The 13,055-nt window shown below is 70.4% G+C and carries 13 protein-coding genes; 4 read left to right on the top strand and 9 right to left on the bottom strand.

What is annotated here, in order from left to right:
* The first annotated feature begins 8 nt into the window (after positions 1-8).
* Together Q9G87_RS53235 and Q9G87_RS53230 are read left to right on the top strand one after the other, a co-directional pair.
* Positions 9-1,100, top strand: a complete 1,092-nt coding sequence (locus Q9G87_RS53235; protein WP_305924358.1) for a sensor histidine kinase — start codon at positions 9-11, stop codon at positions 1,098-1,100.
* A gap of 98 nt (positions 1,101-1,198) precedes the next feature.
* Positions 1,199-2,344, top strand: a complete 1,146-nt coding sequence (locus tag Q9G87_RS53230) for a monooxygenase (protein WP_305924357.1) — start codon at positions 1,199-1,201, stop codon at positions 2,342-2,344.
* Here Q9G87_RS53230 and Q9G87_RS53225 read toward each other — a convergent pair.
* The 7 genes from Q9G87_RS53225 to Q9G87_RS53195 form a co-directional block, all read right to left on the bottom strand.
* On the bottom strand, positions 2,341-3,762 hold the full coding sequence (locus Q9G87_RS53225; RefSeq protein WP_305924356.1) for a pyridoxal phosphate-dependent decarboxylase family protein: 1,422 nt from the start codon (positions 3,760-3,762) through the stop codon (positions 2,341-2,343). The genes Q9G87_RS53230 and Q9G87_RS53225 overlap by 4 nt on opposite strands.
* 81 nt (positions 3,763-3,843) lie before the next feature.
* Positions 3,844-4,266: a hypothetical protein gene (locus Q9G87_RS53220; protein WP_305924355.1), complete on the bottom strand. Its 423-nt coding sequence runs from the start codon at positions 4,264-4,266 to the stop codon at positions 3,844-3,846.
* A 38-nt stretch (positions 4,267-4,304) separates the two neighbouring features.
* Positions 4,305-4,628, bottom strand: a complete 324-nt coding sequence (locus Q9G87_RS53215) for a PadR family transcriptional regulator (protein WP_305924354.1) — start codon at positions 4,626-4,628, stop codon at positions 4,305-4,307.
* Positions 4,629-4,702: 74 nt separating this feature from the next.
* Positions 4,703-7,216 carry a glycoside hydrolase family 9 protein gene (locus tag Q9G87_RS53210; RefSeq protein ID WP_305924353.1) on the bottom strand — a complete coding sequence of 838 codons (2,514 nt, stop codon included), beginning with the start codon at positions 7,214-7,216 and terminating at the stop codon, positions 4,703-4,705.
* Positions 7,217-7,354: 138 nt separating this feature from the next.
* Positions 7,355-7,951, bottom strand: a complete 597-nt coding sequence (locus Q9G87_RS53205) for a GNAT family N-acetyltransferase (protein ID WP_305924352.1) — start codon at positions 7,949-7,951, stop codon at positions 7,355-7,357.
* 21 nt (positions 7,952-7,972) lie between these two features.
* Entirely contained in the window at positions 7,973-9,451 is a 1,479-nt protein-coding gene (locus tag Q9G87_RS53200) for an APC family permease (RefSeq protein WP_305924351.1), read from the bottom strand.
* A gap of 37 nt (positions 9,452-9,488) precedes the next feature.
* Positions 9,489-10,121 carry a GOLPH3/VPS74 family protein gene (locus Q9G87_RS53195; protein WP_305924350.1) on the bottom strand — a complete coding sequence of 211 codons (633 nt, stop codon included), beginning with the start codon at positions 10,119-10,121 and terminating at the stop codon, positions 9,489-9,491.
* Positions 10,122-10,358: 237 nt separating this feature from the next.
* On the opposite strand from Q9G87_RS53195, the gene Q9G87_RS53190 reads away from it, so the two are divergent.
* Positions 10,359-11,162 (top strand): N-acetylmuramoyl-L-alanine amidase, encoded by an 804-nt coding sequence (locus Q9G87_RS53190; RefSeq protein ID WP_305924349.1) that lies wholly within the window; start codon positions 10,359-10,361, stop codon positions 11,160-11,162.
* Between the two features lie 54 nt (positions 11,163-11,216).
* On the opposite strand, the gene Q9G87_RS53185 is transcribed toward Q9G87_RS53190, so the two are convergent.
* Positions 11,217-11,402, bottom strand: coding sequence for a hypothetical protein (locus Q9G87_RS53185; protein WP_305924348.1), 186 nt, complete (start codon positions 11,400-11,402; stop codon positions 11,217-11,219).
* Between the two features lie 276 nt (positions 11,403-11,678).
* On the opposite strand from Q9G87_RS53185, the gene Q9G87_RS53180 reads away from it, so the two are divergent.
* Complete coding sequence (locus Q9G87_RS53180; protein WP_305924347.1) at positions 11,679-12,497, top strand: SAM-dependent methyltransferase; 819 nt, start codon at positions 11,679-11,681, stop codon at positions 12,495-12,497.
* Here the strand turns inward: Q9G87_RS53180 and Q9G87_RS53175 are convergent.
* Positions 12,487-13,005 (bottom strand): Rossmann-fold NAD(P)-binding domain-containing protein, encoded by a 519-nt coding sequence (locus Q9G87_RS53175; protein WP_305924346.1) that lies wholly within the window; start codon positions 13,003-13,005, stop codon positions 12,487-12,489. The genes Q9G87_RS53180 and Q9G87_RS53175 overlap by 11 nt on opposite strands.
* Positions 13,006-13,055 lie beyond the last annotated feature (50 nt).

Here is a 13,055-nt window from a genome sequence, read left to right as displayed (position 1 = left end):
ATGAGCCGGTGGACGGTGCCCGTCCGCGGCCTGCCGACGTGGTCGCGGTCCTGGTCGCGGCAGGCTTGACGCTGGCGATCGACTCCGCGGGCCCGCTTCTGCCGATCCTTCTGGCCACCGCGCTGCCGGTGTTGTGGATGCGCCGCGCGCCGCTCACCGTGGCGTGGATCTGCGCGGGCACGGCGCTCGCGCTGCCCGTGCTGTGCCTGCTGGCCCCGTCCGTCGTGCCGCCGCTGTACGACGTACTGGTGTGGCCGCCGTCGTGCGCGTTCGCCGGGTATGCGGCGATGCGCTTCGCCAGGCATCGCCGCACCCTGCGGTGGCTGCCGGTGATCACGCTTGCCCTGGCCGTGTCACTGCTCGCCGGGTGGCCGGCCGCCGCGCCCCTCGTCCTGCGTACCGAGGCCGTGATCGCGCTGGCGGTGATGTACGGCCTGTACACGGAGGTCAGGGCACGGCTGGAGCGGGTCCTGGCCGAGCGCGCCGAGTGGGTGGAACGCGAGCGGCTGGCCGGCGAGATCCACGACGTCGTCACCCACCGCGTCAGCCGGATGGTGCTGCAGGCCGGGGCCCTGGCGGCGGCCTCGGCCGACGAGCGCGGCCGGGCGGCGGCGGAGGAGCTGCGCGCCACGGCCGGCGAGGCGCTGGAGGAGCTGCGTCACATGGTGGCGTTGTTGCGGCGCTGCACCGGGGAGGGCTTCGATGTAGGGCTGCCGCTGCCCGACCTGCGGTCGCTGACCTCGGAGTCGGCCTGCGCGGGGGTGCCCGTGGAGCTGGTGGTGAGCGGGACGCCGGTGCCCGTCTCCGGCGCGGTGGGGCGGACGGCGTACCGGGTGGTCCAGGAGGCCCTGGCGAACGTTCGCGACCACGCGCCCGGCGCGGACGCCCGGGTGGAGGTCCGTTACCTCGCGGGCGTCGTGCGGATCAGCGTACAGAACACGCCGCCGGACAAGGAGGCGACCGCGTTCGGCTGGACGGACGTGGGCGGTCTGCACGACGTGCGGCAGTGGGTCGAGCTGGCCGGCGGCACGCTGGAGGCCGGTCCGGTGGTGGACGGCGGCTTCCACGTCGAGGCCACCCTCCCCATCTCCCCACCCTGACCGACCACGGTCTGATGGGCGACGTCATCCCAACGAAGGAGCAAAAGGGTTCCAGGGAAGGATGCCCGGCGGACCTAGGCCAGGCCAGTGTGATTTCCATGAACCGACTAGCCCGGACGGCCGCCGTCCTCGTCGTGGCCGTCCTGCTCGCCTCGTGCGGCGCGTCCACCACCACGGCCACCACCCCGGCGGCCGGCGGGCACTCCAGCCATTCTGGCCACACCGCCGCGTCCACGCCCACCGCCTCCCCGCTGCGGGCCGGCGAGCGGTTCGTCTCACTGACGATGGAGGAGCCGTACACGCCGGGCCCGCCCAACGGCGGCACGGACGACTACCGGTGTTTCCTCATCGACCCGAAGCTGGCGAACCGGATGTTCCTGACCGGCGCCCAGTTCCAGCCCCAGAACACCGACCTCGTCCACCACGCCATCTTCTTCAGGCTCAACCCCGAGCAGGCCGCGAAGGCCCGCGAGCTCGACGCCGCCACCCCGGGCCAGGGCTACACCTGCTTCGGCGACTCGGGCGTCGACGAGGCGTCATGGGTGGCCCACTGGGCGCCCGGCACGAACGAGACGCTCCTCGACGCGAAGTACGGATACGAGCTGCCGCCGGGTAGCCAGCTCGTCATGCAGGTTCATTACAACCTGCTGGGCGTCGACGGCAAGCCGGGCACCGACCGTTCCGGGATCCGGCTGCGCCTCACCGAGCAGTCGCTGACGCCGCTCGAGACCGCGCTGTTCCCCGCCCCGGTCGAGCTGCCCTGCACGCCGAAGGAGTCGGGCCCGCTGTGCGACCGGGCCGCCGCGGTGAAGGACGTCATCGGCAGGTTTGGCAAGGAGATCGAGGATCAGCTGACCGAACTCGCCGAGTTCTGCCGCCCGGCCAGGCCGGGCCCCACGCAACACTGCGACCTGCCCATCGGGGGCCCCGCCACCGTACACGCCCTGGCCGGCCACATGCACCTGCTCGGCCGCGCCATCAAGGTCGAGCTCAACCCCGGCGCGCCTGGGGCCCGCACACTGCTGGACGTCCCCGACTACAACTTCGACGACCAGTCGCTGCGCGTGCTCCCCGCGCCCGTCCAGCTCAAGAAGGGCGACGTCGTCCGGGTGACCTGCACCCACGACGCCGGCCTGCGCGCCCTGCTGCCGCAACTCCAGAAGCAGCCGCCCCGGTACGTGGTGTGGGGCGACGGCACCAGCGACGAGATGTGCCTCGGCATCGCCATCGTGTCCCTCACCTAGGATCCGTAGACCACCGACAGGAACCGGACCAGGACCGCCTCCCTGCTCGCCGCCGGCAGCGCGTCCAGGACCGTGTTGACCACCGCCATCTCCGGCTGTCCCGCCCCTGGCCGCAGGTCCACCCCCACGGACGCGGCCAGGTCGGCGAAGGTCGCGTCGTCTAGTGCCTCCAGATCCAGGCCCGCCACCAGCTCGACCAGTCCTTCGGGCAACACGACGGGCCCGCGCTCCTTGGCGGCCGCGGCCGCCTCGGCGATCACCTTCAGCATGGCGTCCACCCCGGCCAGCGTCACGCCGGTCACGGTGATGTGCAGGTTGGCCGGGATGCCCGCGTACGACAGCTGCGGCTGCAGGAACCAGCCCCGCCTCCGGGCCTCGTCCGCCAGGACGAACACGTCGATTCCGTCCCCGGTGAACGCCACCAGCGACGACTCGGGCTCGCCCAGCACCCGCAGCCCGGGGATCGCGGCGATGCCCTCGCAGAGCCGGGTCGTGGCCTCCAGCGTGACCCGGCCGAGCTCCTCGTACCCCTGCCGGCCCAGCGCCTGCAGCGTGGCCCAGGCGCCGCCGAGGGGGCCCGCCGATCTGGAGCTCTGGACGGTCGCGTTGATGATCGTGTAGCCGGGCCAGCCCGCCGAGGCGAAGTACGCCTTGCGGCGCATCGCGGGATCGGCGAAGAGAACCACCGAGGCGCCCTTGGGGGCGTACCCGTACTTGTGGAGGTCGCAGGAGATGGACGTGACGCCGGGCACGGACAGGTCGAACGGCGGGATCGCGGCACCGGCCGCGCGCAGCCACGGCAGCAGCCACCCGCCCACGCACGCGTCCACGTGGCAGGGGACGCCGGCCGCCGACGCCACGGCGGCGACCTGCTCGATCGGGTCGATCACACCTTGCGGGTAGGACGGCGCCGAGGCGACGACCAGGATCGTGTCGTCGTCGATCGCCTGCTCGACGTCCGCCGCCCGCACCCGGTACGTGTCCAGGTCCACCGGCACGGCGACGACCTCGACGCCGAGGTAGTGGGCGGCCTTGTGGAAGGCGGGGTGGGCGGTCACGGGGACCACCAGGTTCGGGCGCGAACGCCCGCCCAGGTCGCGCGCCGCCTTCACGGCCAGCATGATCGACTCGGTGCCGCCGCTGGTGAAGATGCCGTGCCCGCCTCCAAGCAGGTCGGCGACCGCGCCGACGACCTGCCGCTCCATCTCGACCACGCTCGGGAACGCGGTCGGGTCGAGGCAGTTGACCTCCAGCATCTCGAAGTACGCCCGCGCCGCCGCGTCGTTGACCTCGGCCCGCCCGGTGTCGTAGACGTAGGCGGTCACCTGGCCGCCGCGCACCGGTAAGTCGTGCTCCTTCATCCTGGCCACCTCAGCCAGCAGGTCCTCGGCGGTCCGTCCGGTCAGGGGGAGGTTCACGGGAGCTCCTTCGTGGTGCGGCCGTGCGCGAGACGGCGAACGACCGAACATAATTCCGCCGCGCTCTCCCGGTCAATGGTCTCAGTCCGGCGCCCAGTACTTCTCCATGATCTTGTCCAGGTGCCGGACCACGGGCCGCCAGCTGGCGGGCAGCGTGTAGCGAGTGGCGTGCCGCCCCATGTAGGCCAGCCGGTACGCGATGAAGTCCGCCCCCGGCGGCCGCGTTTCCGACCGGCCGATCCGCAGATCCTTCAGGTCCGCCCGGAGCCTGCGCTCCTCCTTGGCGGTGAGGCACTTGTCGATGGTCGGCCCCGTGCGGCGGTCCAGTCTCACGCAGCCGTTGCCGTACACGATCACGTGGTCCTGGAGCCCCGCGAAGCCGCCCTCCTTCCTGAAGTCGACCAGCACCTTCTTCTGCGCGGGCACGGCCATGGCCGGCGCCGCGGCCGCGCTCACGGCCAGGACGAGCACCGGCAGGAGCATGACTTTCCAGATCCTCCTCATGCATCCTTGGACGCGTCGCGGCCGCGAATGGACCGCCGTCATGGAGTGGAGGGACGCAGGACGAGGGACGCGGCCGCCTGCATGCGTCTGGCCTCGGCCTCCACCAGCGCCTGGCCCTCGTCGGTGATCCTGAAGTAGCGGCGGTTGCGGCCGTTGACGACCTCTTCGCGGTCCACGGCGATCACGCCGCGCTCGTTCAGGCGCTCCAGGATGCCGTAGAGGGTGCCGACCGACGGCTGGACCCGGCCCCCCGACAGCTCCTTGATCGACTTGCTGATCGCGTGTCCGTGCAGCGGCCCCGCGCGCAGGGCGGTGAGCACGAAGTACATCGGCTCGCTGACTTCAGACGTTCCCCTCGGCATAGCTGACCTTATTCCGTTGAACGGAGCGTCTGCAATGCCTGTGCCCGGCGGCCCGCAGGCCGCCGGGCGGGCGATCATCGGCAGCGGTCGCCGTTGAGGTGGAACACCTCGGGTGCCGGGTTCGGTCCCCACGGGTTGGCGCCGGTGAAACCGAAGGTCACGGACTTGCCCGGCCTGATCTGGTTCTGGCCTTTCGCCGTCACCACCGAGCCGGACTGCGACAGCTGCGCGCCCCAGTCCTGCCGGACCCGCTGGCCGCTCAGGAAGGACCAGCGCAGGCTCCAGCCGTTCACGGTGTGCCTGCCGGTGTTCTCGATCACGACCTGGGCGGTGAACGTGCCCGAACCGTGCGCGGTGTAGCGCACCCGGCAGTCCGAGCGCTGCCCCTTGTCGGCCAGGAAGGCCGACACCCAGGCCAGCGGGGAGTTCCAGTTGATGGTCAGCTCGTTCGTCGACCACGACTCGATGTGGTCGATGTAGCAGAACTGCGGCTTGCAGCCCTGGAGCAGCCGCTGCGCGAGCGGGTCCTGGATGCTGGAGTTCGGGCCGCCGGACAGCGTGCCGCGCGGCGGGTTGGGCAGCGCGGGGTCGAGCTGGTGGGCGTACCAGCGGCTGTGCTGGTTCTTCGAGGCCACTTCGCCGTAGCCGGTCACGTACGACTGGTTGAGCGCGTTGCGGCCCAGGATGTAGTCCATGCCCTCGCGCACGGCCGACCGGTACTTCTCCTGCCCGGTCAGGTCGAACGCGGTGGCCATGACGACCATGTTGTTCAGCACCAGGTTGTTGGAGCCCCAGTCGAAGTCCGGCGGGTTGTACGGCAGGCCGTACGGGTGCGCCTTCTGGATCGCCAGGTACTTCTCGGCCCCCTCGATCACCGACTGCCGCACCCGCGCCCGGTCGGGCAGCCCGTTGGGCACGGTCGCCAGGTCCAGGCGGCCGAGCTGGGCGGTGTTGCCCCAGTCGAAGCCGCGATCACGCCAGATGTCGCCGGTGTGGTGCGGCGAGGCCAGGACGAAGTCCTTGAACTCCTTCTCGCCTGTCGTGATGTACAGCTCGGCCGCCGCCCAGTAGAACTCGTCGGTCACGTTGTCGTCGTTGTAGGCGCCGCCGCCGGTGCCGTCGTTCGGGTCGGCGTACTTGGCCGGGTTGGCCTTGGCGGCCGCCCACGCCTTGCGGGCCGCCTGGAGGTTCTTGGCGGCGAACGCGGCGTCGTACGGGGCGAACAGCCGGGCCGCCTGCGCCGCCGTCGCGGCCAGGTTGAGCGTGGCGGCCGTCGAGGTCGGGTGCAGCTCGCGCAGCTGCGGGTCGAGGTGCGGCAGCAGCGGGAGCCCGGTCCAGTTCTGGTCGTGGATCTTGTGGTGCGCCATCCCGGCCGACGGCTTGCCGTCCGGCACCTGCATGCTCAGCAGGAACTCCTGCTCCCACCGGGCCTCGTCCAGGATGTCGGGCCTGCCGTTGCCGCTCTCGGGGATGTTGAGCTGGCCGTCCTTGAAGGCCGCCTTGTCCCGCTCGTACGCGGCCATGAGCTGGTAGACCGAGATGCCGCCGTTGACGACGTACTTGCCGTGGTCGCCGGCGTCGTACCAGCCGCCCTTGACGTTCAGCGAGTAGTCGCAGACGCCCGGCTGGCACGGCACACTCACGTCGCCCTGGTTGGGCGCCACGCCGACATGCCCGGCCGGCCTGCCGTATCCCGGCCGGAGGTTGTCGAGGATCTCGATGCCGCTGCGCTGGGTGTAGTAGAACTTCAGCGCGTCCGCGGGCAGCTGGTCGTAGATGCCGGTGTCGATGTCGAACGGCCGGCTGGTCTCACCGTCCGCCGTGATCGTGTAGTCCTTGCCGGGCTTGGGGTATCCGCTGAAGTCCAGCGTGTGGACGTTCTGCCCCGAGCTGGAGTCCACGCCCCTGGGGGTGGTCTTGCCCTGGGCGACGGTCTCCTTGGCGGCGTTCTTGAGCTCCCAGTCGAGCGCGGTGGTCGCGGTGGTGACCACGGTCGCCTTCTTGGGGCCCGTGGGGAGGTAGCCGACCATGTTCACGCGGACCCGCGGGCCCGTGTCCGGCTCGTAGACCTCGGGCTCCGCGCCGCCCTTGAGCGACACGTCGTCCATGCAGAACCTCCAGGGCTCGGCGCTGCCGCCCAGCTGGAACACGACCTGGGAGTTCGGCAGCGACGCGGGAGCGGTGAACGTGTAGGAGTAGGAGTTGCCCGAGACGCTCATCTCGGGAGCGGCCGACAGATACTGCGTCCACGGGTCCACGGGAAGCTGGATCAGCGCCCTGCCGACCTTGGCCGGGGTCGCGGAGGCATAGAACTTGTAGGCGTACGTCTCGCCTTCCACCAGCGGGATGTCGTTCTGGCCGATGATCACGTCCCACGGGTTGGCGGTGCCGCCGGGGATGTCGGCGCAGAGGCGTCCCTCGTCGACGGCGAGCGTGACGTTGGCGGTGCCCCACCAGGGGGCGGTTCCGGCGTCGAAGGTGCCGTTCACGATCTGCTCGGGTCCCTCGTCCGCGGCGTGCGCCGCCGTGGCGGGGGACAGGGCGACCATGGTGAGGAGGGCCAGTAAGGCGGCCCGGCTTCGTGTCATGGAGGTCCTTCGGGGGGTTGGGAGCGCTCCCATTAGAGCGATCCGATCCTCCTTTCCCACCGCCGCCGCGTCAACGGGTCCGCACCATCGGTCCTTGAAGACTGTGAAAGTTTCACGATCGGCCGCGGCCTTGCCGGGTCACGAGCCGCCCGGTCGCCACATCGGCCAGAACATCGTCCCGTCCGGCAGCGCGAACGGGTCGCGGACCTGATAGCCGTGGCGGGCGTAGAGGTCCCTGCTGCCGGTGCTGCTGGCCTCCAAGTACGCCGCCACGCCGCCCATCCGGCCGTGGTGGTGCCGCAGCAGCGCCGAGCCGAGCCCTTGGTTCTGCCGGTCAGGATGCACCGCCAAGAACGCCAGGTAGTGGTGCGGTTCCGCCGGATGGTGCTCCTCGAACAGCGCGTCGAGCACGCGGAAGTGCTCGACCCACTCGCCTGCGCACTCGGCCAGCCGGCGGTCGTAGTCGGGCGGGGCGGGCAGCGGCGCGGTGTGGGGGAACCAGACGGCGGCCGCGTGAGCGTCGTCGATGAGGTGGATCTCGCCGTGCTCGAGGGCGTGGTCCACGAAGATCCGGAAGTTGGCGGTCAGGATCTTGTGCCGCTCCCTGCGGTCGGGCACGAGGTAGCTCACCACCTTGAGCTGGGCGAACGCCGTCGCGATGAGCTCGGCTACCTGCGGCGCGTCCTCTTCGGCCGCGCGCCGGATGTCCGGGCGCATGACGAAGGTCTCTCCCATGGCCTATCCCCTCTCGTCAGATCAGGTGATGTCCCGGGCAGTGGCCGCCTTGGCGCCCATCCCCACGTGAGAGTAGACCGCGGGTTGCCTGGACCGCAGCCTGATCGCCCACAGCAGACCCACGACGGCGGCGACGCCGTAGACCGCGGGCAGGATCCAGGCGAGCGGGTCACCCCCGGGCACGCCCAGCAGCGTCGCGAAGTTGTCCAGCGCCAGCCACACCATCACGGCCAGCGCGATCGCGGCGGGCACCGGAGCGATCAACCGCCGCCCGATCGTCTCGCCGCTCGGCTCGCGGAGGAAGAACGCGATGATCGCGACGGACGTCACGAAGATCAGCAGCAGCACGCCGAACCCGCCGAACGAGCCGCCGTAGAAGAACAACTGCACCAGCGGGTCGAGCCCGAGCAGTGCGTAGACGGCGATGACGACCAGCCCGAACACGCTCTGCGCGATCGAGCCCGCCTTGGGCGCCCCGCTGCGGGCCCGCGTGCGGCCGAAGACGGCAGGCAGCACCCGCTCGCGCCCGAGCGCGAAGAAGTAGCGGGCGGTGGTGTTGTGGAAGGAGATCATCGCTGCGAACAAGCTGGTCGCGAAGAGCACCCTGGCGATGTCCACCACCGTGCCGCCCAGGTGCTGCGCGGCGAGCACGAAGATGGTGTCGGCCTGGTCGCGCTGCGCTGTGGCCACGATGTCGGCCGGGCCGGTGGCGACCGTCATCGCCCAGGACGACAGCGCGTACAGGCCGGCGATGATCGCCACGGCTGAATACGTCGCCAGCGGCACGGTACGCCGCGGCTCGCGGCTCTCCTCCGAGAACACCACGGACGACTCGAACCCCACGAATCCGAGCGTCGCGATCACCAGCAGCGCCCCGACGCCCGGCTCGAACAACGCGCCAGGCGACAGGGCCTCCATGGAGAAGCCCGCCGGCGCCGGGTTGAGCAGGTCGGCGAGGTCGAACAGCAGGATGGCCGCCACCTCGGCGGTGAGCAGAACGGCCAGCAGTCGGCCGTTGACGTCCACCCGCATCACGCCCAGTGCCGCCACGAGCGCCCAGGCGATCAGCGACACCACCCACCAGGGTGGCGTGAGGCCTGCCCACCGTTCGATGAGCGGGGTGGTCGCCGCGCCGAAGGCCCCGTACAGCCCGACCTGCAGCGCGTTGTACGCGATCAGCGCCACCCAGGCGGCCGCGATGCCGGCCGGGCGGCCGAGCCCGCGGGCGACGTAGGTGTAGAAGGCGCCGGCGTTGGCCATGTGCCGCGCCATCGCCACGTACCCGACCGAGAACACCGCCAGGACGATGCCCACGACCAGGAACGCGATCGGCAGCCCGGTGATCTCGGTGATCGCGTACGCGGTGGTGACCACCCCGGCGACGACGGTGAGCGGCGCCGCGGCGGACAGGACGAAGTAGACGACCGAGGGTGCGCCGAGCCGGTCGGCGGCGAGTGCGCCGGTGATCGGGTCGGGCACGACAGAGTGCACGGTGCGCATCGTGTTCCTTTCTGGGGTCCGTGGGGGGTCGGGCCGGTCAGATGCGGTACGTGAGGACGGCGTCGCCCACGGCGGCGCCGACCTGGCGGCTCAGGTCGCTGAGTGGCTGGGGCATCGCGGCCAGCAGCGTGGTCAGGTAGTGGCGGGCGGCCCGCCGGCCGGACGGCTCGTCGAGCACGGTGTCGGTCAGGTCGCACGCGTCCACGAGCGTCGCCAGCGCCATGTCCTGCGGGGACAGCGGCTGGCGCCGGGCCAGCCCCAGTCGCAGCCGCGTCGCGGGCCACATGGCGCGGCTGAAATCGGTGGAGAAATAACGGACTTGTTTGCGCTTGAGTAGTTTTGGGGTTTCACGTTGGAGCAGTCCGGCCGTCTCCAGCCGTCCGCTCACATCCGCCACCGAACGTTGTGCCAGATATGCGAGCCACGTACGTATGTCTGTGTGGTGTGCGGAATTGATCATTTCGGACAGCGCGTTATCGGCCACCTTCTCCTGGACCGGCCGCGGGTCGACCACGCCGAGGCGCACGCCGCGCACGGCGATCCGCTGCGCCAGCACCAGCTCCGCGATCAGGGCGCCGGCCAGGCCGAGCGCGATTCCCTGGAGGTGCATGCGCGGTTTGCCCGAGCCGGTCGTATCCCAAGCGACGAGGAAGAAATCATCGGCAAGCACCTTGAATCGGTCCGCTCATTATCACTCGTTGGGGATGACTGGCTGAGGGCGCGGCGAGGGTGGCCGCCAGCGAGAATATCTATCAAGAAGGCCATCGCCCGGGTAGGCCCATTTATTGCAAGTCCGGATATTGACGGAATTAACGCTCAATGTGCCTATTTATCCGGTCGGGGATGCGAATGGCCCAGGTTGGCCGCGTAGTGGGCGGGCCGACAAGCGCCCGGTACGGTCGGGACCATGCGCGCGTACCTCGTGGCACTCACCACGCTGGCGGCGCTGTCCACCGCGTGCGGCGGCGTCGTGCCCACCGCGCACGAGACGGCGCTGCCCGCCGGACCGTCTCCCGCAGACTCGCCCGGCACCCGCTCGCCCGCCGCACGGGCGCTGGACGGGAAGGTCGTGGTGCTCGACCCCGGACACAACGGCGGCAACGCCGCGCATCCGGAGGAGATCAATCGCCAGGTCGACATCATCACCGGTCGCAAGGCCTGCAACACGACCGGCACGCAGACCGACGATGGATTCCAGGAGCACGCCTTCACCTGGGACGTCGCCGGCCGGCTCAAGCCGATCCTGGAGCGCATGGGCGCCAAGGTCGTGCTCACCCGGCCCAACGACAAGGGCGTCGGCCCGTGCGTCACCGAGCGGGCCGCCATCGGCAACGAGGCCAGGGCGGACGCCGTCCTGTCCATTCACGGTGACGGGGCCGAGCCGAGCGGACACGGGTTCCACGTGATCATGCCGGGGCTGCTTCCCGGGCACAACGACGACGTCGTCAAACCGTCCCGGCGGCTCGGGTTCGCCGTGCGCGACGCCTACCGCAAGGGCACCGGCATGCCTTACTCCAACTACCGGGGCCGCGACGGGCTGGAGACCCGGACCGACCTGGGCGGGCTCAACCTGTCCAAGCGACCGGCGGTGTTCATCGAGTGCGGCAACATGCGCAACCCCGGCGACGCGGCCAAGATGTCCGATCCCGCCTTCCGCCAACGCATCGCCACCTCCCTGGCCAACGGCATCAAGCGCTTCCTGACCGAGTAGCCCCGTACGCCCAACGGCTGCATCGGCGGGCCGACCTCGACGGCGGAAGAGCCCTCAGCCGTCGCGGCAGAGTGGCTTGCCTCCCACCACGCACGCGATGTCGCCGAGCTGGCAGCTCAGCAGGGTGCCGTCCATGCCGAGCACGAGCACGAGGTCGCGTCGAGATGGATGTGCCAGCATGACCCTGCCGACCACGCCATTGTCCAAGACAACGGTCGGGCGGCCTGCCGCGATCTCCATGCCCTCGTGACTCCTCTCCGATGCGGAACCCTCCTCACCAGGATGCACAGGCCGGTGTCCAAAGCGCATCGGCCATCCGGCTGTATTTACGGTCATCCTCGGCGTTACAATCCCGCCCCGGCGACCACCGTCGCGCGCACGCCTCAGGCGATCTCCTTAGCCCTGCCAGGTGGCACCTCAGTAACGAGAACGTGTTCTCTTCCGGCTGACCGTCCTGCCGGAGGAGCCGAGTAGGATTGGTGCCACGTAGCACCTGGCAAAGGAGACGGCACACACGTGACCGAGCTAGAACGCGTTCCGCCCGGCATCGACCCGAGTGTCCCGAGTTCTGCCCGGGTGTACGACTACTTGCTTGGTGGCAAGGACAACCTCGCCATCGACCGGGCGGTTGCCGAGAGGGTTCTCGCGGTGGCCCCGGACACACGCCTGGTGGCCAGGGCCAATCGGGTCTTCCAGGTCGAGGCCGTTCACCACCTGGCCGCGCTGGGCGTGCGGCAGTTCATCGACCTGGGCACCGGCATCCCGACCTCGCCCAGCATCCACGAGACCGTCCGCAAGGTCAGCCCGGCCTGCCGGGTGATCTACGTGGACTACGACCCGGTGGTGCGCATGCACGCCGAGGTGATGCTGGCCGACGCCCCCGGCATTGCCTCCATCCAGGCCGACCTGCGCCGCCCCTCGGACATCCTCGACGACCCCAACGTCACCGGCCTGATCGACTTCGACCAGCCGGTCTGCGTGCTGATGGTCGGCGTGCTGCACTTCGTGATGGACGCAGAGGATCCCGCCGGCATCGTGGCCACCTTCAGGGAGCGGATGGCGCCCGGCAGCTTCCTGATCATCTCCCACGCGATGGCGGAGAGCGACCCGGAGGCGATTGCCCAACTCCAGATGGCGACCGCCGGGACGTCGGCCCAGGGCAGGTTCCGCGGGCACGAGGAGGTGCTGCGGCTGTTCGACGGGTTCGAGCTGATCGGGCCGGGCCTGGTGCCCGTGCACGAGTGGCAGGTCGACCCGGCCGACGATCGCCTCCCGCTGCTGGACGACAAGCCGCGGCTCCTGATCAAGTGCGGGGTCGGGCGGCTCAAAGCCTGATCCCCCAGTTGCGCATGTCGCCGCCGACCGCGGCCAGCTCGCCGGCCAGCACATACGCGCCCACCACCGCCAGGCCGGTGCCGAAGCCGCCCAGGGTGTTGCCGTACGCCGAGTCGCCGAGCAGCACCACGCGACCCTTGCTGTAGCGGTCGATCCTGACCTGGCTGATCGAGTCGAGGTAGACGTCGCCGGCGCGGTGCACCGCCTTCATGACGGCGGGAACCTGCCAGCCCACACCCGCATAGACCCGTGCCAGGATGTCCTTCTGCTGCCCGGCGTCGTAGCGGTCGTAGTCCAGCCGGTCGGAGGCGAAGTCGGACTCGGGGCCGAAGGCCAGGCGGCGCACGGCCGAGTGGATCCCGTCCGCGCCCACGACCAGGTCGAACCTGCGGGGCGAGGAGCGCTCGAAGGTCACGTGCACGCCGGTCGGGGTCTCGGTGTTCGCGTCGACGATCTCCTGGTCCGTGCCGCCGGTCTGGAGCCTGCGCACGTCGTCCAGGATGCCCATGCGGGCCAGGACCGTACGGTGGGTCTCGCCCTTGAAGTCGACGGCCTGGC

The sequence above is a fragment of the Nonomuraea turcica genome (genome assembly GCF_030718205.1).
Taxonomy (GTDB): Bacteria; Actinomycetota; Actinomycetes; order Streptosporangiales; family Streptosporangiaceae; genus Nonomuraea.
This window is presented reverse-complemented; position numbering and strand designations above follow the sequence as displayed.